This is a genomic window from Yeguia hominis (assembly GCF_014384705.1).
In the GTDB taxonomy this organism is placed as follows: domain Bacteria; phylum Bacillota; class Clostridia; order Oscillospirales; family Acutalibacteraceae; genus Yeguia; species Yeguia hominis.
The window spans coordinates 89,825-108,414 of sequence record NZ_JACRSN010000010.1 but is presented as its reverse complement, the minus strand read 5'-3'; the positions used below and the strand labels follow the sequence as shown (position 1 = coordinate 108,414).

17 protein-coding genes, 1 tRNA gene, 1 other RNA gene and 1 pseudogene are annotated in these 18,590 nt (G+C 49.9%); 8 read left to right on the top strand and 12 right to left on the bottom strand.

The window, feature by feature from the left end; genetic code table 11:
• Nucleotides 1-615: IS3 family transposase (locus IAG03_RS08130; protein ID WP_249319620.1), on the top strand; the 615-nt coding region annotated here is incomplete at its 5' end.
• Between the two features lie 152 nt (nt 616-767).
• On the opposite strand, the gene ftsH is transcribed toward IAG03_RS08130, so the two are convergent.
• Both ftsH and IAG03_RS08120 read right to left on the bottom strand, forming a co-directional pair.
• The gene (ftsH, locus tag IAG03_RS08125) at nt 768-2,606 is read right to left on the bottom strand and encodes an ATP-dependent zinc metalloprotease FtsH (RefSeq protein ID WP_249319619.1); all 1,839 of its coding nucleotides are present in this window, start codon (nt 2,604-2,606) and stop codon (nt 768-770) included.
• 15 nt (nt 2,607-2,621) lie between these two features.
• Nucleotides 2,622-3,062 carry a MarR family winged helix-turn-helix transcriptional regulator gene (locus tag IAG03_RS08120; RefSeq protein ID WP_249319618.1) on the bottom strand — a complete coding sequence of 147 codons (441 nt, stop codon included), beginning with the start codon at nt 3,060-3,062 and terminating at the stop codon, nt 2,622-2,624.
• A 1,429-nt stretch (nt 3,063-4,491) separates the two neighbouring features.
• Here IAG03_RS08120 and IAG03_RS08115 point away from each other — a divergent pair.
• From IAG03_RS08115 to IAG03_RS08090, 6 genes are all read left to right on the top strand, one after another.
• Complete coding sequence (locus IAG03_RS08115; protein ID WP_249319617.1) at nt 4,492-4,794, top strand: DUF1292 domain-containing protein; 303 nt, start codon at nt 4,492-4,494, stop codon at nt 4,792-4,794.
• Between the two features lie 13 nt (nt 4,795-4,807).
• Nucleotides 4,808-5,000: non-coding RNA, 6S RNA (gene ssrS, locus IAG03_RS08110), on the top strand.
• A 215-nt stretch (nt 5,001-5,215) separates the two neighbouring features.
• The gene (locus tag IAG03_RS08105) at nt 5,216-5,581 is read left to right on the top strand and encodes a sulfite exporter TauE/SafE family protein (protein ID WP_249319616.1); all 366 of its coding nucleotides are present in this window, start codon (nt 5,216-5,218) and stop codon (nt 5,579-5,581) included.
• On the top strand, nt 5,491-5,946 hold the full coding sequence (locus IAG03_RS08100) for a TSUP family transporter (protein WP_430472447.1): 456 nt from the start codon (nt 5,491-5,493) through the stop codon (nt 5,944-5,946). Before IAG03_RS08105 ends, IAG03_RS08100 begins: the two co-directional genes overlap by 91 nt.
• Nucleotides 5,947-6,089: 143 nt before the next feature.
• Nucleotides 6,090-6,980: a DegV family protein gene (locus tag IAG03_RS08095; RefSeq protein ID WP_249319614.1), complete on the top strand. Its 891-nt coding sequence runs from the start codon at nt 6,090-6,092 to the stop codon at nt 6,978-6,980.
• An 899-nt stretch (nt 6,981-7,879) separates the two neighbouring features.
• On the top strand, nt 7,880-9,253 hold the full coding sequence (locus IAG03_RS08090) for a sodium-dependent transporter (RefSeq protein WP_249319613.1): 1,374 nt from the start codon (nt 7,880-7,882) through the stop codon (nt 9,251-9,253).
• Nucleotides 9,254-9,370: 117 nt separating this feature from the next.
• On the opposite strand, the gene IAG03_RS08085 is transcribed toward IAG03_RS08090, so the two are convergent.
• The 5 genes and pseudogenes from IAG03_RS08085 to IAG03_RS08065 form a co-directional block, all read right to left on the bottom strand.
• Nucleotides 9,371-10,222, bottom strand: coding sequence for an IS3 family transposase (locus IAG03_RS08085; protein WP_249319612.1), 852 nt, complete (start codon nt 10,220-10,222; stop codon nt 9,371-9,373).
• Nucleotides 10,219-10,521 (bottom strand): hypothetical protein, encoded by a 303-nt coding sequence (locus IAG03_RS08080; protein ID WP_249319611.1) that lies wholly within the window; start codon nt 10,519-10,521, stop codon nt 10,219-10,221. The genes IAG03_RS08085 and IAG03_RS08080 overlap by 4 nt, the downstream gene beginning before the upstream one ends.
• Before the next feature lie 168 nt (nt 10,522-10,689).
• Complete coding sequence (gene mutY, locus IAG03_RS08075) at nt 10,690-12,294, bottom strand: A/G-specific adenine glycosylase (RefSeq protein WP_249319610.1); 1,605 nt, start codon at nt 12,292-12,294, stop codon at nt 10,690-10,692.
• A gap of 250 nt (nt 12,295-12,544) precedes the next feature.
• Nucleotides 12,545-13,000 (bottom strand): annotated as a pseudogene (gene tnpA / locus IAG03_RS08070) (IS200/IS605 family transposase).
• Nucleotides 13,001-13,228: 228 nt separating this feature from the next.
• Nucleotides 13,229-13,302, bottom strand: a tRNA-Gly gene (locus IAG03_RS08065).
• A 217-nt stretch (nt 13,303-13,519) separates the two neighbouring features.
• Here IAG03_RS08065 and IAG03_RS08060 point away from each other — a divergent pair.
• The gene (locus IAG03_RS08060) at nt 13,520-14,476 is read left to right on the top strand and encodes a DDE-type integrase/transposase/recombinase (protein ID WP_249319609.1); all 957 of its coding nucleotides are present in this window, start codon (nt 13,520-13,522) and stop codon (nt 14,474-14,476) included.
• On the opposite strand, the gene IAG03_RS08055 is transcribed toward IAG03_RS08060, so the two are convergent.
• The 5 genes from IAG03_RS08055 to IAG03_RS08035 form a co-directional block, all read right to left on the bottom strand.
• Entirely contained in the window at nt 14,467-14,685 is a 219-nt protein-coding gene (locus IAG03_RS08055) for a hypothetical protein (RefSeq protein ID WP_249319608.1), read from the bottom strand. The two genes, IAG03_RS08060 and IAG03_RS08055, sit on opposite strands and share 10 nt — an antisense overlap.
• A 64-nt stretch (nt 14,686-14,749) precedes the next feature.
• Nucleotides 14,750-15,889, bottom strand: a complete 1,140-nt coding sequence (locus IAG03_RS08050) for a sporulation protein (protein ID WP_249319607.1) — start codon at nt 15,887-15,889, stop codon at nt 14,750-14,752.
• A 333-nt stretch (nt 15,890-16,222) separates the two neighbouring features.
• On the bottom strand, nt 16,223-17,020 hold the full coding sequence (locus IAG03_RS08045) for a GntR family transcriptional regulator (protein WP_249319606.1): 798 nt from the start codon (nt 17,018-17,020) through the stop codon (nt 16,223-16,225).
• Nucleotides 17,021-17,142: 122 nt separating this feature from the next.
• Nucleotides 17,143-17,658: a nitroreductase family protein gene (locus tag IAG03_RS08040; RefSeq protein WP_249319605.1), complete on the bottom strand. Its 516-nt coding sequence runs from the start codon at nt 17,656-17,658 to the stop codon at nt 17,143-17,145.
• A gap of 326 nt (nt 17,659-17,984) precedes the next feature.
• Nucleotides 17,985-18,386, bottom strand: a complete 402-nt coding sequence (locus tag IAG03_RS08035; RefSeq protein WP_346726122.1) for a DUF1294 domain-containing protein — start codon at nt 18,384-18,386, stop codon at nt 17,985-17,987.
• Nucleotides 18,387-18,590 lie beyond the last annotated feature (204 nt).

The following is an 18,590-nucleotide window of genomic DNA, read 5'->3' as shown; positions in this document are numbered from 1 at the left end:
CGAATCATGAATCAGCTTGGACTGTTTGGCAAACGTCCCAAGGAGAAGTACCATTCTTACAAAGGCGATGCAGGCAAGGTCGCTGATAACATTATCAACCGAGATTTCAGTACCGAGAAACCGCTGCAAAAGTGGACAACAGATGTATCACAGTTCAACCTGTCTTGGGGCAAGTGCTATATTTCTCCGATTCTTGACATGAATACCAATGAGATTATTTCCTACAGTCTCTCTACCAGTCCGAACATGGAACAAATTAAAGATATGCTGACGAAAGCGTTTGAACGATTTCCGTCAACCCAAGGGCTGATTATGCACGCAGATCAAGGCTGGCAGTACCAGCACGTATTCTACCGCAATGAACTTCAGAAGCACGGAATCATTCAATCCATGTCCAGAAAAGGCAACTGCTATGACAACTGCATTATGGAGACCTTCTTCGGTAGACTAAAAAATGAAATGTTCTATGGATTAGAGAAGGATTATCCTTCCTTTGAATCCTTCTCTAAGGCGATTGCCGAGTATATTGATTATTACAATAACACCAGAATCCAAGCTAAAACAAAATGGATGCCTCCCTCTAAATTCAGGGAAGCATCCATGATGGAAAGTTAATTATTCATTTTTAAGCCGGTGTCCAGAAAACCGGGTACATATCATGATGCACTGCACCATGTGACTCTTTTTTTATTTGAGGAAAATCATCCTTGCATCCGGGCAAACCGATTTGTCCGGATGCAATTTCATATAAAATACGATTTCAGGCGTTACTTGGAAAGAATCTCCATAAACTCCTCGCCGGTAATGGATTCTTTTTCCAAAAGGTACTTTGCAAGCTCGTGGAGCTTCGGTTCATTCTCCTGCAGAATCGCAGTGGCCTTGGCATGTGCCGCCTTGATCATGTCGACAACCATCGTGTCGATTTTTCCGGCCGTTTCTGCCGAACAGGCAAGAGAAGCGTCTCCGCCGAGGTACTGATTCGAGACGGTTTCCAGCGCCACCATATCAAAGTCCGCACACATTCCGTACCGGGTAATCATCGCACGCGCAAGCTTTGTGGCCTGTTCAATATCGTTTGAAGCACCCGTTGTAATCGAATGGAAAATGAGTTCTTCCGCCGCGCGTCCACCCGTCAACGTTGCGATCTTGTTTTCGAGTTCCTCACGGCTCATCAGGAACCGCTCGCCGCTATCAACCTGCATGGTGTAGCCAAGCGCGCCCGAGGTTCGCGGCACAATGGTAATCTTTGCAACCGGTGCAGAGTTGCTCTGCTTTGCCGCCACGAGGGCATGTCCGACTTCGTGATATGCAACAATCTTCTTTTCTTCCGGAGACAACACCGCATTTTTACGCTGATATCCTGCAATTACGGTCTCCACGCTCTCCTGCAGGTCTTCCTGTATCACGGTATCGCGTCCCATGCGTACCGCGCGCAGGGCAGCCTCATTCACAATATTGGCAAGTTCTGCACCGGAAGCGCCGGAGGTTGCGCGCGCAATTGCGTTCCAGTCGATTTTGCTGTCCATGCGGATGTCCTTTGCATGAACCCGCAAAACGGCCTCCCGTCCGGCAAGATCTGGCAGTTCCACGGGAATCCGGCGATCAAAGCGACCCGGCCGCAAAAGGGCTGGATCCAACGTTTCCGGACGGTTCGTCGCAGCAAGAATCACCACGCCTTTTCGTCCGTCAAAGCCGTCCATTTCCGTCAAAAGCTGGTTGAGCGTCTGTTCGCGCTCATCGTTTCCGCCAATTGCGCCTGCGCCGTCGCGCTTTTTCCCGATGGTATCAATTTCATCAATAAAGACAATGCAGGGCGCTTTTTCGTTTGCCTGTTTAAAGAGGTCACGCACTTTTGCGGCGCCCATTCCGACAAACATTTCGACAAATTCTGATCCGGAAATCGAGAAAAACGGAACCTTTGCCTCGCCGGCCACGGCTTTGGCAAGCAACGTCTTACCGGTTCCCGGAGGTCCCACCAGCAGAGCGCCCTTCGGCAGCTTTGCGCCGATTTCCGTATATTTGCCCGGATTGTGCAAAAAGTCCACGATTTCCGTCAGCGCTTCTTTCGCTTCATCCTCACCGGCAACATCCGCAAAGGTAACCCCGGTTTCCTTTTCTGCATAAATCTTTGCATTCGCCTTGCCAAACGTCATGGCATTTCCGGCTCCGCCCATCCGTTTCATCATCATCCGGGAAAGAATCTGTCCGATGATGACAAACAGAACAATCGGGAAAATCCAGGTCAGGATAAAATTGAGCAGCGGTGAATTCTGCTGCGGAATTTCGGCCGTAAATTTGACACCGGCTTTCTCCAGGCGTTGCGTCAATGTGGAATCATCCGGCCAGATTCCCGTTTTATAATAACTCTCTTTTCCGTTTTCATCTTTCGCTGTGAACACAATTTCCGTATCATCGCGCGCAACTTCCTCGACCTTGCCGTCATCGACCATGGATAGAAATTCATTATAGCCGACCTCTGTCACGCTGGTCTGCAGCAGCGCCGGAAATAGAAGCGCGTTGAGAAGCATCAGCACCAGCATCGCAATCAAATAGTAAAAAATGAGTGGTTTTTTCGGAGTTTTGTTTTGAGAATCCATATCAACCATTTTTTCTTCGCCTCCTTATGATAGTTGCTGAAAGTATGCTTCCAGCCGATCCATGCTCTCGCTCATCGCACGCTGTTCTTCCGGGGTCATCCGGGAAAGCACTGCCTCCTGCCGCTCAGACAGCAACCGGTAAATCCGTTTCAGTGCCGCTTTTCCTTTCGGCGCGATCGCGACCCGGACAACACGTTCATCTTCCTGCGCGCGTGTCCGCAATAACAGTCCGCGGCTCTCCATCCGTTTGCACGCCGAGGAACAATTTCCAGTATTCATCCCCAGGCGTACGCCAAGTTCGCCGACTGGAAGCCCCTCTGTCAGATCCAGCTCGGAAAGAATCCGCAGCTGAATGGCCGTAATCCCTTCGTTTGCAAGCGCCGCAGAAATTGCCGACTCCATTTTGACATATAAGGATCGGTAAAACTGGTAAATCCGCTTTTCAAAGTCCGTTTGCGCTTCCATATGGTCCCCCCTTCCGCACCGCTATTAGTTTTAGCTTAAAACTATTTTGATTTAAATTTATTTCAAAAAAATTGGTTTATTATGAACAAATTTTAAAATCTTGCTTTTTCCTCTTATGGAAGCGCAGAAAAGCCTCCGATGAAGATCATCGGAGGCTTGGTTTGTTTTCGGATTTCGGATTTCTGACACCGGATTTCGCACCCGGCAGACAAACGCATAGTCTTTCTTTTGCACGATGCACAGCAATTGCTTCCGCACCGGCACTTTTTCCGCCAGAATCCGGAAATCACCTGATCCCTATTCTACGGACATAACAATCTATATCAATATCATAAGGGTTTGAACAAGCCACTGTGTCCGGAAAACACTGTAGTTCAGCGCAGCCTTTCACCCTGCGCATGATTCTCTCTTGTCAGCGTCGATACAACGCTGCTGTGCACCGCAATAGTTCTCCAAATCACAGCTTCTATTTTTGTGTGTTTCGGATCCGGATATCAAACAGCATGCACTTCTTTCTCGTATACCCGCATTTTTCTTACTCAAATTGCTGTAGAAACATTCATTCCCGCAACAAAACCTGCTTTTCAAAAAAGCCAAAACAGCGGTAGTTGTCAGAAACAGTCGCATTCTTCACTGTCGGATATTCTCCGGAAACATCTCCGGGTCCTTACTCTTCCGCCCGAAAGACATCGCCCGATACAAGTTCTTCCGGCCAAGCGTTTCGATCACACAACATCTTTTATGCATGGAGAGCAGTTGAATTACATTCTTCTGTACTGCACAAACATTTAAAACGCCAGACCAATTTCCGCACTGTCAGGCTCTCCTTCCGGGGTTATCAAAGAGGGAGATTTATGACAATTTCGGGGAGATTGCGCTTGAATCAGCGAGCCAGCCCAACGGACCGGCCGCTGAAAAAAGAAGATTCTTCCTGAACCATTGGACCCACCCCTTTCTCTTTTCGTAAAATCCGTCCCATCCCGCCTGAATTTCCAGATTTCATTCAAAATCTGCGAATTCATCTGGAGAACAGAAACCTGCTTTTTCTGTTTCACTTTCCCCACACAACACTGCAGATGAAAACGAAACAGATCAGCGCATCCGCTTTACCGGCCAGATCTTGTAAATCTGCTTTCATACGAAACTGCACTGCAATAAAGCAGTTTCTTTGCGACTTGCTCAGAGGCACTCCCAATCCAAATCGCACACTTTTGGGACTCTGTTCTGAAATCAATCTCTGAACCTGTCATTATTATATATTATAATTATTTAACTGTCAATATCTTTTTTAATTATTTTTACTATATTTTAAAAATTCACAAATCTTTCTTCAAATTTGCTGCCTGGTATTGACTTCTGACGCGCAGACATGTAAAATAGAGTACGCGGTTCTCGGTAACAGAGAATTTCGGAAAGGAGCTTACCAGCTATGAGCGATGAATACAGCGCAGATCTGATTACGTTAATTGATGATGACGGCGAAGAACATGAGTTTGAAATTTTAGACGAAATTGAAAATGAAGACGGCGTGTTCTATGCCCTTCTTCCGACCTTTGCAACACCGGAAGAATCTCTCGAAGCAGACACCTACTATATCTTCGAGGTTGTCGAAGAAGACGGTGAAGAACAGCTCGCCGAAGTAGAAGATGAAGAGCTGCTCGACCGGTTGGCTGAAATCTTCGAAAGCCGTTTCGAAGAAATGTATGAAGACGGAGACGACGAGGAAGAATAATTCCCGTCTTTCTGATTTCCTGCCCGGTGCGCGAATCGTTGCACAATAACCCTACAACGCATTAAAAGGGAGCCCGGCTCCAGCGGCGGATTGCAGACCTCCCGGCTTTGGCCGGAAGAAGGGAGCGTGAACCCGTTGGGAGGACACCCACCTGCTTAACTGGTAGGCAGGTTATTATCGCACCGTTACGGCCGGGCGGGGCCAAAAAAGAAAAAACAGGAAAGCGCTAAAGCTTTCCTGTTTTTTTATGTCCCGGTTTTTATGCCTGATCCTGCATAAAGAATCTGCAGCGCTTTGCGCATCGTGACAGGTTCGCTGAAATGATTTTCGTAGACGGCCGGAAGCTTTTCATTTTGCGCATTTTTTGCCGGTGCCGTGAAAGACTAACCGTATATCTGATGTGTGCAGGAAGGAGCCGTCTATGAAAACTGCCAAACAAAAAAAGTGGTGGACTGCGCTCGGCGGGCTTTTCGCCGGCTTTTTAAACGGTCTGTTCGGCGCCGGCGGCGGAATGGTTGTCGTCCCGATGCTTGAACGTGCGGGATATGAAGAAGTTAAGAGCCACGCGATGTCTGTCTCGATCATTCTGCCGATCTGCGTGCTGAGCGCCGGAATCTATCTCTGGAACGGGCACGTCGCCCTGCAGGATGCGCTCCCCTACCTGCCCTGGATGCTCGGTGGCTCTCTGCTCGGCGCTTGGCTGCTGCCGCGATGCAAACCGCGGTTTCTGCATATTGTATTTGGCCTTCTGATTCTCTGGGCCGCAGTGCGGATGGTGTTCGGATGAGCGCGGTCTGGCTTGCAGTCGCCGGGATTCTCGCGGGCATGCTCGGCGCAATGGGAATGGGCGGCGGAGGCGTTCTGATTATCTATCTGACGCTGGTACAGGGCATCGCGCAGCACACCGCCCAGGGAATCAATCTCCTGCTTTTTATTCCATGTGCCTGCCTGGCGCTTGTTTCCTATTTTCGAAAAAAATTGATCGATGTAAAAAGTGCACTGCCGGCGATTCTCTGCGGGCTTGCCGGCGCAGCTGCTGGCAGTCTTGTTTCCTCTCTCCTTTCTGTCGACTGGCTGCGGCGCGGATTTGGAGTTTTCCTGTTTTTAATCGGATTACGGGAAATTTTCCAAAAACCGAAATCAAAATCCTAGCTTCTTTTGAAATTTACTGGACACAGCCGCCCTTCATTTGTTATAATGAAAAAAATACTGCGTTTTTTGACCGGTTTTTCCGGCTCTCTCTTTTCCGTTTGCACACCAAACGGAAAGGCGCAATGACAAACGAGGTGGCTATTATGGCAAAAAATAAAATCATTCCTTCCTTTGCCCTGTTTTCGGATTCCACAACCGATATCACAGCCAAAATGGCAGAAGAACTCGAGATTACCATTCTTCCGCTGATGTTTACCATAGAAGGAAAAGACTATCGCAACTATCTGGATGGACGCGATATGGACAATAAAACGTTCTATGCCCGAATCCGGGAAGGCGCAGTTTCTGTCACGACGCAGCTCAACGCTTCGCAGCTGGTCGACACATTGGAACCGACGCTCAAAAAAGGACTTGACGTTTATTATATGGCCTTTTCTTCCGGACTGAGCGGAACCTATCACAGCGCCTGCATGGCCCGCGACGAATTACAAGAAAAGTATCCGGATCGCAAGATTTATGTGACCGATACCCGCTGCGCTTCCATGGGAGAGGGGCTGCTGGTCTATCACGCCGCACAGAAACGCCTTGCCGGACAATCTGTTGACGAGGTTTTTCATTGGGTAGAGGACAACAAGCTGGGGCTCTGCCACTGGTTCACGGTGGATGACCTCAATCACCTCAAGCGCGGCGGCCGGATCTCCGCAGCGGCTGCCATGGTCGGCACCATGCTGGGGATCAAACCGGTTCTGCATGTGGATGACGAAGGCCATCTTGTACCGGTAGAAAAGGTGCGCGGACGCCGGAAATCTCTCGACGCACTGGTTTCCCATATGGAAAATACCGCGATGCTCCCCGCCGATCAAACCATTTTCATCAGCCACGGAGACTGCAGGGAAGATGCCGAATATGTGGCGCAGCGGGTACGCGAAAAGATGAAAGTCAAAACCATTTTTATCAACTACATCGGACCGGTCATCGGTTCCCACTCCGGCCCCGGTACCGTTGCACTGTTCTTCCTTGGAACCAAACGCTGAATTAGCTGCCAATACAAACTCTCTCCCATACTGTGTGTGGACCACGCCCCAACGAACAGACAAGAAAAAAAGCGCCAGTCGTAGAATAACGGCGAATTACACGGCCTTGCTCCGGATTGGATCGTTCCCCGTTTAACAGACAAATAAAAAATCACTCTGTCGCAGAATAGCGACGAATTACACGGCCTTGCTCCGGATTTTAAACGGAGTGAGGCCGTTTTTTTGCGGACGACCCAGCATGCGGGAGGGTTTTTAGCGTCTATACAATAAACTGTATTTCTTTCCATAATTTTTCCATAATAAAGAAAAAAGCGTTTCGCCTGCCGATTTTTCCCAACACAAGGTTCCTATGCGCACCGATGGTTAATAAATCATTACTTTTCGTTCGGCAGCTCATCTTTTTCAGCGGGAACTGCTTCAAGCTCGGCGGCGAGTTGTTTCCAACACCAACCGGTTATATCCGCTTTCGTAAGAAATTTCGATCTACCAGGCTCTGCGGGCGGCGTCCCTTTTTACATACCATAATACCATACGCAGTATCGGCGATTTCCGAATCCGTGTCATCCGGAAATTCGAGATTTCCCTGTCTGTTTAAGATTTCTCTTTCGTTCTGCTGTTTCATCTTGCACAGCCATGTTTTATGTCTTTCGGTCGCATGGTTCAAAGTGAGATTGCTCCGTTTGGCAGAGCAGCCGCGCAAATTTTTTATTCGCCGACAAGCCGCCACAGTTTCCATAATGCCGGGAACAAATTTGTCAAATTTTGCTCCCTCAAATTTTACAAATTCCACAAAGATGTTGTTTCTCAAAAAATTTTTTCATTTTTCGTTACAACACTCTGAAAACATGGTAAAATGGTAAAGTTCATTTTCTTAAAAACAAGATAAGGGGTATGGAGACATGAAAGAACGCGAAAAATTTGGGTCACGCCTGGGATTTATTCTAATCTCAGCCGGTTGCGCAATCGGCCTTGGAAACGTCTATCGTTTTCCGATCACAACCGGCAGCTACGGCGGCGCGGCTTTTGTCCTGATTTACATTGCCTTTCTCATTCTCTTGGGCATTCCGATTATGACGGCAGAGCTTGCAGTCGGCCGCGGCAGCCAGCGCAGCATTGCCTCGTCATTTGATGTCTTGGAAAAGAAAGGGCAAAAATGGCACTGGATGAAGGGGCTCGGGTTTGCCGGCAACTATCTTCTGATGATGTTTTACACCACCATCTCCGGTTGGATGCTGATTTATTTCTTCAAGTATCTGACCGGTGAAATGGAATCGGTTTCCGGCGCAGAAGCGCTGGGCGGTGTTTTCGGCGATATGGTCAGCAATACAGGACTGATGATCGGTTCCACCTTTGCGGTTATTCTCATCTGCTTTGCGGTCTGTTCGTTTGGGCTGCAAAAAGGCGTGGAGCGCATCACAAAAGGCATGATGCTGGCGCTCTTTATTCTGATGATCGGTCTCGCCGTCTATTCGTGCACGCTTCCGAAAGCCGCAGAAGGCCTGCGTTTTTATCTGGTGCCTTCTGTTGAACATATCCGCGAGGCCGGACTTTGGACCGTCATCTCCTCCGCAATGGGACAGGCCTTCTTCACCTTGAGCATCGGCATCGGTTCGATCGCCATTTTCGGCAGCTATATCGGAAAAGACCGCCGTCTGCTCGGAGAATCTCTGACCATCGTCAGCCTGGACACGCTGGTCGCGCTTTGCTCCGGTCTGATTATCTTCCCCGCCTGCTTTACTTACAACGACGGTGTGACTGCCGACGCCGGAACCGTCGGCGCCGGATTCCTGTTCACGACACTCTCCTCGATTTTCAATGCGATGCCGGGCGGACGAATTGTAGGAACCCTGTTCTTCCTCTTCATGATTTTCGCCGCGTTCTCTACAGTCATCGCGGTTTTTGAAAATATCATGTCATTCTGGCTGGAGCTGACGCACCTGAATCGCCGGACAATCGCCATTATCAACATTCTTCTGATGCTCGTGCTGTCGCTGCCCTGCATTTTCAGCCTGAACATCTGGTCGGATATCACGGTTTTCGGCAAAAGCTTTATGGACCTTGAGGACTATATTGTCTCGAACCTCCTGCTTCCGATCGGCAGCCTGATCTATGTTCTCTTCTGCACCACGCGATATGGTTGGGGATGGAAAAATTACTATGAGGAAGTCAACAGCGGTGAAAAGGGCATCAAAGTTCCCCGCTGGATTCGTCCGTACATGACGTTTATTCTTCCGCTGATTATCCTAATTGTTCTGGTCATGTCGCTGACTTGACCGCATAGCGGATGATATCTTTAAAAAGGACTTTCTAAAAGGACCCGGTACAGCAAATGGACTGTTTCCCAGCGAACAGACAAAGAAAAAAGCGCCCAGTCGCAGAATAGCGGCGAATTACACGGCCTCACTCCGGGTTTCAAACGGAGTGAGGCCGTTCTTCAGGTTGATCCGCTCATAGTTGTAGAATCGCACATACTCCGCCACCGCCTGTTCGACTTCGGCCCGGCACGAAAATTTTCTCCGATACAGGCACTCTGTTTTCAGCGTCCCGAAAAAATTTTCCATTGCCGCATTGTCATAAAGGCATCCGGGGCTGGACATCGACGGCTGAATGTGGGATTCTTGGCTTAGGTCAAAGTATGCTTGGGATGTGTATTGTGACCCTTGGCCGCTGTGGAGGATTCGTCCATCAGCGTCCCTCTCTTTTTTACAGGCATCCCGAACGGTATCCGTCACCAGCGAAGCGGTCATATCACCGCCGATCCGGTACGCCAGCACCATTTTTCCGCACAGATCCAGTACGGTACACAGATACACCATTCCCTTAGCTGCGGGAATATAGGTGATATCGGTTGCCCAAAAACGATTGGGGAATGGTTGGGCAAACGCACGCTGCAGCAGATTTGGATATTTGTGAACGGCCTGCTGATAGTTCCGATACGGCTTGCGGCGGCGTACCTGTGAGAGCAGATCGAGCTTGCGCATTATGCGCAAAATGGCTTTGATGCTGACTTTTCTGCCATGCTGTCGTTCCAGCCAGCGGCGAACGCGGCGGCAGCCGCAGGTCTGTTTGCTGCGCTGTTGGCAGTCGATGATCAGATCGGCAAGCCACTGATCTTTTTCGGGCTTGCCTTGCCGTTTTCGCCAGGCATAGCAGCCGCTGCGGGAGACTTCAAACATACGGCACATGGAGCCGATCGGATATTTCCCGCGAAAACGCTCGATCACCCGGTATTTCAGCTTCACCTCCTCCCAGCTTCGAACAGAAAATTTCGCAGCAGCTCCATCTGCATCCGCAGCTCGATCAGTTCGTTATTTCGCTTTCGTTCTTCGCTGATCGAAGCTTTGCACGGCCGGCCTTTCGGCTGCGGAACATAGCCGTTGGCAATCAGTCGCTGTTTGCGATTTTGGCGATTGACAAGTCCTTTGACTTGTGCCTTGCGCAGTCCGAAATGGACACCGATCTCTCGGTTCGTTTCTCCTGCGGCCTTTCGCCGGAACACTTCTTCGCTGAGCGCCTCTACTTTCATATATCCTCTCGACATGACTGCACCTCCTGTTGTAGCTTCTATTCTACAACAGGAGCTGCTTTTTTTCACTGTCCGTTTTCTTGGGTACAGTCCAAAAAACCGTCCGGGTCTTTTCATTATATATATTGTATATCGTTGTATATCGCGTTTTGTTTTTTTAATTCAGACCTGAATCGGAAAATTCTACAGGTCCGAAAGGAACATCCGAAATGCCGTCGGCAGGGCAATTTCTTCCTGCAGCTCTGCTTTTGTTACCCAGCGGAAGCAATCACTCTCTGCTTTGCAGGAAAAGAAATAGGCGACCATCTCCCATTCCATATGGGTGAAGATATGTTTTTTCTGCAAAGCACGGTCAAGGGAAACCGGATAAACACCATCTTCCCCGGCAGCAGCTGCGGCTTCCTGTTCGGAAAGCCAGCCGGTACAGTTTGGAAGTTCCCAGCAGCCTGCAAGCAATCCGCGCGCCTTTCTGCGCCGAACAGCCAATTTTCCTTCACAGAAATAGACAAATACCGTCCGCTGTTCCGTTCTGCGCGGCTTTTTCGGCTGTTTTGCCGGCAAAAGGCCGACGGTGCCATGCTGAAATGCCCTGCAAAAGGATCCTGCTGGGCAAAGCGCACATTTGGGCGCGCCGTTCGGCGTACAGACCGTTGCGCCGAGTTCCATCAGACTCTGCGTAAAATTGCCGCAATTTCCAATCGGGTAAACGGCTTCCAGCGACGCAGCCAGGCGCTTTTTCAGCGCAGGCGATCCGCTCGGATCAAAGCGTTCCAAAATCCGTGAAAGCACACGGATCACGTTCCCGTCCACCGCAGCAATCGGAAGCTCCAGGCAAATCGAAGCAATTGCGCCTGCCGTATAATCGCCGACACCGGGCAGCGCCCGGATTCCGTCATACGAATCCGGAAATCGCCCGCCATAACGCGTCACAATTTCCCGCGCCGCCTTTTGCAAATTCCGGGCGCGGCTATAGTATCCGAGGCCTTCCCAAAGCTTGAGCAGCTTTTCTTCTTCAACATCCGCAAGCGCTTCCACAGTGGGAAGCACCGCTAAAAATCGCGCATAATACCCTTTTACTGCTTCCACACGAGTCTGTTGCAGCATAATTTCCGAAACCCACACATGGTATGGCTCCCGGTCCTGCCGCCAGGGCAGATTCCGCGCATGTTCCTTATACCAGGGAAGCAAGGCGCCCGGTAAGCGTGCATAGAGCGTCGCCCGTTCAGCATTGATGGCCTGCATCCGCGCCCAGATCTTACGATAGACAGGAAGCATCTTCTTTTCCTGACAGTTTTCTTCCAGCATGGATTCTGCGATCCACTCAACCGCACTGTTTTCATCGGATTTTACAGTGAGCGTCTGGTTTTTGGGGGCAATCAGCCCATAAGCCACCGAATAATGTACATGCGCTTTTACAGCACGGCCGTGCTTTTGATGCGCCGGAACCCAAAAGCGGTCGATCGAGAGAATCTGCCCGCTGAGCGGCCAAATTTCCGTCACGCCGGTTTCCTCCTTTGCTTCCCGCAATGCGACAGAAAGCAGGTCCGTTTCCCCGTCTGCATGGCCGCCGGTCCAGGAAAACGACTGATAGATCAAATGATAGACCATCAGTGTCTCGCGCATTTCCGGATCCAAAATAAAGCCGGATGCCGTCAGATGCGCATCCTCCTGCGTGCGTAAAAAGAGGCCCTCGCCATAGCGCGCAAGATCCGCAAGCAGCGCTGCCTTATTTTCGCGCTCGCAAGCATCCTGCGGTACAAAATTCCGAATCGCCTGCTGTATGTCCATAGCATTTTCTCCGTTTCCCAGCCCAGTGTTTTTCCGAAACAAAAAAGGCCCGAAAAAATCCGGACCCCCTGTAAACGATTGTCTTCCCTATTTTTCAGTTCTACGTGAACCAAAACCACCGGTTGAACCGGTGGTTTACTCCACCCCCTATAAGGGGTGATTACTGGCTTGACCCCTAAAAGGGGTTTCGAAAGTTTAGCACCGCATTACATTCTCCGGCAACCGCTCACGTGCGGTTGTCTTTTTTTGCCTACTTTCTCTTGTCACACGTAAACGGGTCCGTAATTTCTTTTATACTAATCTGGCCTGCTGCATAATCTTCTTCTAACTGATTCCTTATGTATTCCGCTATAACTTTTTTATTTCGACCGACTGTATCTACATAATATCCTCTACACCAAAAATTTCTTGAGCCGTATTTGTATTTTAATTTTGCATGCCTGTCGAAAATCATTAAGCTGCTCTTCCCCTTGAGATATCCCATGAATTGTGCTATACTTAATGTGCGGTGGGATACTCACCAGCATATGTATATGGTCGGGACATGCTTCTGCTTCTATTTTTTCTACTCCCTTTTGATTCCATAATTTCCTAAGTATTGCTCCTATATCCTTTTTCATCTTGCCATATATTTCTTTTCTCCTATGCTTTGGAGCAAAAACTATATGTACTGACACCTATATTTGCTGTGGGCTATGCTTTTTATCTCATTCTTTCATTTGAAAAACCTCCTGTTTTTTAGTAATGCGGTCGCCAAACCACTACTTTTTTACAAGAGGTTCTTCTTTTTTCAAGGTCTTTCCGCTCGCACCAAGCTCGCCTTGTTTTTTTGTCGCTCCGCTCTTTTTTCTTCCCTCGGTAGTACCGAGGGTTTATTTCCACGTCTAAAGACAACAATTAAATCGGCAAACCTCTATCGAAGTTTGCCGATTGTTGGAGCAGGTGAAGGGAATCGAACCCTCGTGTTCAGCTTGGGAAGCTGACATTCTGCCATTGAACTACACCTGCACAGATTCCGGACAATAAAAGCCCGGAGTAAAACTGTGAGAAAAATTATACCACAAAACCGATTCTGGCGCAAGTAGTATTTAAAAAATTACAGCTGAAAATTTGTAGGACTACAATACATATTGGACAATTGAATAAAAAGGTATGAGAGATAGGATCTCATGTGCTAAAGTTAAGTTGTTACACACCAACTAGACGAAAGGAGACCATATCCCTCATGAGAAAGAGTATAACACAAGACATGGCATGTCGGCAATTCCTAATGAAGTACGCGGAGAAATACGGCGTCAGCCGCGCCAGCCGGAAGTACAACAAGAGCCGGTCGTACATCTACTTCTGGAAGCAGTGCTGGGACGGAAGTGTGGCGTCCCTGGCCTGCCAGTCTAGGCGGCCGCACAGTCATCCGAATCAGCACACGGAGGCCGAACGGAAGCTCATCCGCGACATGCGCCGCAGGAACCCGACCCTGGGCATGATCGAGCTTTGGCACCGTCTGCGGCAGCGCGGCTATACACGCTGTCCGGAAAGCCTGTTCCGAGTTATGCGCAAAATGGGCCTGTTTCCCGCCGAAAAGACCAAAAAGACATACAAGCCCAAGCCGTATGAGCAGATGACCTATCCCGGCGAGCGTGTTCAGGTCGACGTAAAGGTCGTGCCGCGCAGCTGTATCGCAGATCCGAACCTTCGGCTGTTCCAGTACACCGCCATTGACGAGTTCACGCGCCTGCGTTTCCTCGCCGCCTATCCGGAGCAGTCTACCTATTCCTCGGCGGATTTCCTGCGCAAACTGACAGTGTGGTGTGTGCGCCGCGGCATCAAGGTGGAGTGTGTTCAGAAGGACAACGGCTTTGAGTTTACGAACCGTTTTTCAAACAGCAAACGTGATTTACCGACGCTGTTTGAAAAGACTGCCGCTGAGCTGGGCGTTCGCCACAAGCGCATTCGCCCGTATACCCCGCGCCACAACGGCAAGGTCGAGCGCAGCCGCCGCGAGGATCAGAAACGTTTTTACTCCTGCCACACTTTCTATTCTCTGGATGATTTCGCAAAGCAGCTTGCCGTTCACAATCGCCGCTCTAACAACTTACCCATGAGACCACTCCGCTGGTTCTCTCCTCCGAGTTCGCTGTCCAATTTGTTTGACAAACCTACATATTTAAAAAATTACAGCTGAAAATCTTCCGGCTTAAAATCGAACACTTTCATGTCGTATTCCGGATTCGGCGTCCGTTTGAGTGGATCATAGAAGAATTTCGGACAGCTGCCATCGATATCCAAAAACAAATGCAGCGTGCATTCCGGACGCGTTTCGCCGTCTCCATATGCGCAATAACTGCAATTGGGAGAAATATGGTTTCCAAACCACTGTTTTTTCTTCGCCATGATCTCGATCCCACCTTTTGCACGTCGATCTTTTGCGGACTGTTCATTCCGGATTTCCTGTTTATTATAGCACCCTTTTTCGACAAATGCCACTCCCATTTGCAGAAAAAAGGAAAAATGCCGATAGTGCAAGCAACGCAACCGTACCGGGCAAAGAAGACGCAAACGCAGCCGATGTGGGGACAGTCACCGCCGAAAAGGCCGGAATTTCTATAGGCAGCATCCGCTGTCCCAATCGGACGAAAAATGCGGAACAGATGCCGTGTAAAAATCGGAAGGCAAAAAAGCGCAGCTTGGAAAACGGCAGGTTTCCGATCATTGCAAAAATCTGGAAATGAATGCAGAGCCCTCCCCAACCAAGTACAAAAGCGAAGAACGGCAAACCGACGCTGGATGCTGCACACGCTGTGCAGCCGCCGACAACCTCCAGAAGCGCTGGAAGCAGCACCTGGGAAGCGTCAGGCGAAACGCCGCACCGGCAAAGCGTCCGTGCGAAAAAAGTCAGAAAGCCGGAGGCCCCGAGCAGCGCCTCAAATGTATGAAACAAAATCACAAATGCACACATGATGAAAGTTGCGCGGGAAGCATCGGTCGTAGCGGAAACCAGCGCCGAAACGCCCGTCTGCGGCGCTTTCTCTACAGGAATTTCTGGCGCGTTCCCGAAATCGCCGCCTTTGATCCGTGCAAAAACACCGAGCACCACACCGAACAAAATCGGCGGCAGCATGAGGCAAATCAAAAGCAGCACGCCGGATTTTACGCTCCCGAGCATTCCGCAGCCGACGGCTGTTATCACAAATGCAGGGCCGGAGTTTACACAAAAGCAGAGCATCCGATCGGCCTGTTTTTCGGTAAGTACCCCTTTTTTCCAAAGCGCGGCAATGCTTTTTGCACCCACCGGATAGCCGCCGATCAGGCTCATCAGGATAACCGCGCCGGCAGAGCCGGGCAAATAAAATATTCCATGCACCGCTTTTTGAAAGAACGCGCCGATTTTTTCTGCAGCGCCGGAAAGCACCATCAGAGAAGAAAGCGTCATAAACGGAAAAAGTGACGGCACCAAAATATGGACACTGTACGCAACGCCGTGCCCGGCGCCGTTTGCTGCCTGTGCAGGAAAAAGAAGGATACCGATCATGCAGAAAAGAATCGATATGCCCCAAAAAATGGTGGATTTTCCCGTTTTCCGGTTCTGCTTTTGCATGTTTTTCCGCCTCCGCAACACTTGTTTTGATAGTACCATCCGTTAACAAAAAGAGACAAGGTTTTGACGAGCAGAGCCGTACGGTACGCCTAGAAATACGAACAGAATTCCCTGCGTGTTTTTCTTTGTCTGTGCGCATTGCTGCTCCGATAAAACGGTTTCACACCTGTGATGCTGTATTTTCGAGTGATTTTCGTCTTTTGCGCCGCAGGTGCGCTGGCATCCGCCGAGGTCAAGGGGCAAAAAGCACCGAAAAGCCGCGTCGGCAGGCGTGTTTGCTCTTGTCAACCGATGCTCGTGTCTCAAGAGATACCTATGCGGAAAAAGGCGGAATTATCCGTCTGTTTTCGGCTCAATCCATGGATGTGAAACCCGTACGCCGCCGGGCTGAAATGTCAGAGAAAGCTTATTTTTTCCTGCCGGTGCAACCATTCGGCTGACCTCAAAAACTGCTCCGTGTTGCTCCCTTGAAACCCGCTGAATCTGGAATGCCGCAGAGCCGGCCGGACACTGCAAAAGCGCTGCCTGTTTTTCGCTGAGCAGCGCCGCATCATAGGTTTCGACCGCTTCCATAGGCTGGATTTCGGATCCGGAAAAAAGTAACTGCCAAAGCGTGTCGCTGCACACTTCCGCGCTGCAATCCGGAAAATAACATGCCGGAATACAGGTGGCCTCCAAAAAGACCGGTTCCTGATCCAGCAAAAACAGCCGGTCCATTTTGACAACCGGATGTTCCTGTGCTGTTTCCAGCAGCTTAGCAAGAACCGGAGACGGGTACGATTTTCGGATCGAGAGTACCCGAATTTCCGGAAGACGCCCAGCCTTCCGGAGTTCCTGCGAAAAACGATATAGACTCTGCAGCGTCGTCCGCGGCTGCGGAGTCGCCACAAAACTGCCCTTCCCCTTTTTTCGCACCACAAACCCCTCTTCTTCCAGCAGCTGGAACGCGCGCCGCACCGTTGTCCGGCAAACTGAAAGCGCTTGGCTGAGTTCCAATTCTCCGGGAAGCAATGCGCCCGGCAAAAGCGTTTCTTCCTGAATTTTTCGTTTTAACTGCCGGTAAATCTGCTGATAGGCAGGCACCGCACCCGCAGCCTGTAAAAAATCCGGATGCATCCAAGAGGTGTCCATGTTGATTCTCCTTTTTATATGTATTCAATGTTGTATACATTTATTTTATTTCAAAAAAACGGACGAAAAATTCGCCCGTTTTTGAACTGTTCCGCCAGAATAACCGAAACGTTGGACGTTCTTTAAAACGCCCATTGATCGTCCTGCGCAACCAGCTCTTCGATCGGTTTCCGCGGTCTCTGTTTCGGCTCCGACACCGGATATCCCAGCGGTGTTACTGCCACAACGCGATACTGCTCCGGGATGTGCAGAATTTCACGCACCGCATCCTCATAAAATGACCCCAGCCAACAGGTGCCAAGTCCCAACTCCGCCGCCTGCAGCATCATAAACGACAGCGCAATGGAGCAGTCCACGGTGTCGACCGGCTGACCGCAGCGCATCAGGTCATGGTCATCGGAGCAGATTGCCAAAAACGCCGGTGCTTCCCCAACAAACTTCTGGTCGCAGCACGCAGGTACCAGTTTTTCAATCAGTGCTTTGTCCTGCACAACGACAAATTTCCAATCCTGCCCGTTTCTAGCGGATGGCGCCAAGCGGCCGGCCTCCAGCACGAGCGCTAGCTTCTCATTTTCAACCGGCTTCGATTGATACGCACGGACGCTCCGCCGTAATTCGATTAATTTCAGCAATTCCATCTCGATGCATCCTTTCGAAATCATTTTATATATAGCCAACGTACAGCGCTGGCCGTAGACACGTTTAATCTTTGCGGAGTTTTATTACCAAGACGCCTGTTCCGGAAAAATCAAGGTATTTCTCTGCGCATCCCACCTGGATGTTCTGCCCGATTTTAACGTGCAGAAAAACGGCGGTCTCCGCGCGCTATAACATACTGTGCATCTGCCCTTGTGTCCCCGCAACCGTGCTTCTCCTGGTACATAAACTGATCGTCAATATAGTTTTTATTATACTCGAATCGACCCAAAGAAGCAAGATATTTCCAGCAGAAAAGCACCCCGCATCAGCCAAACCGCAGCCAGAGAACGACCGCCAACGCGATCTGCAAACCGAGGATTACCGGAACACCCACAAAAAATTTCGGATGCCGCGTTTTATGATGAAACAGCCGCATGCCCAAAAGCGCGCCGATAGAGCCTCCAAGCGCCGCAAAACCGAGAAGCGTTGCCTCTGGAATTCGCCACTGCTGCCTGCGCGCCCGTCGCTTGTCGACGCCGAACAGCACAAAAACAATCCCATTGATGAGAACCAGATATCCAGCTCCTATAAATCGCCAGTCGAGCATCATCTCTTGCACAATCCCCCTCCCTATTGTACCACGAAACATATCCCCCTGCGGTTTTGCAACCGCAAATTGCAGCAGAAGTCTGCGCGTGCCAAGCGAACGGTTTGGAAATCTATCCAAACACAACGCTCCATTGGTGAATCCAGGCAAAACGGTCCGCGCACAGGTCTGCCGGTAATATCGGATGCCGTTCCGACGGAAGCTTTGCGGAGTCACCGCGTGATGCACTATTCTGATGCACAATTCTAGCTTGTATCCTGCCGGATCCGAAGTTGATCCTTGCTCTGCTCGATGTTCGGATTACAAATCACTCCCATTTTACCA

Coding starts and splice junctions, on each gene's coding strand:
- IAG03_RS08055 (WP_249319608.1), bottom strand. CDS start 14,685: ATGGCGAAGAAAAAACAGTGGTTTGGAAACCATATTTCTCCCAATTGC.
- ftsH (WP_249319619.1), bottom strand. CDS start 2,606: ATGGTTGATATGGATTCTCAAAACAAAACTCCGAAAAAACCACTCATT.
- IAG03_RS08095 (WP_249319614.1), top strand. CDS start 6,090: ATGGCAAAAAATAAAATCATTCCTTCCTTTGCCCTGTTTTCGGATTCC.
- IAG03_RS08115 (WP_249319617.1), top strand. CDS start 4,492: ATGAGCGATGAATACAGCGCAGATCTGATTACGTTAATTGATGATGAC.
- IAG03_RS08120 (WP_249319618.1), bottom strand. CDS start 3,062: ATGGAAGCGCAAACGGACTTTGAAAAGCGGATTTACCAGTTTTACCGA.
- IAG03_RS08060 (WP_249319609.1), top strand. CDS start 13,520: ATGAGAAAGAGTATAACACAAGACATGGCATGTCGGCAATTCCTAATG.
- IAG03_RS08080 (WP_249319611.1), bottom strand. CDS start 10,521: ATGTCGAGAGGATATATGAAAGTAGAGGCGCTCAGCGAAGAAGTGTTC.
- IAG03_RS08050 (WP_249319607.1), bottom strand. CDS start 15,889: ATGCAAAAGCAGAACCGGAAAACGGGAAAATCCACCATTTTTTGGGGC.
- IAG03_RS08105 (WP_249319616.1), top strand. CDS start 5,216: ATGAAAACTGCCAAACAAAAAAAGTGGTGGACTGCGCTCGGCGGGCTT.
- mutY (WP_249319610.1), bottom strand. CDS start 12,294: ATGGACATACAGCAGGCGATTCGGAATTTTGTACCGCAGGATGCTTGC.
- IAG03_RS08040 (WP_249319605.1), bottom strand. CDS start 17,658: ATGGAATTGCTGAAATTAATCGAATTACGGCGGAGCGTCCGTGCGTAT.
- IAG03_RS08045 (WP_249319606.1), bottom strand. CDS start 17,020: ATGGACACCTCTTGGATGCATCCGGATTTTTTACAGGCTGCGGGTGCG.
- IAG03_RS08090 (WP_249319613.1), top strand. CDS start 7,880: ATGAAAGAACGCGAAAAATTTGGGTCACGCCTGGGATTTATTCTAATC.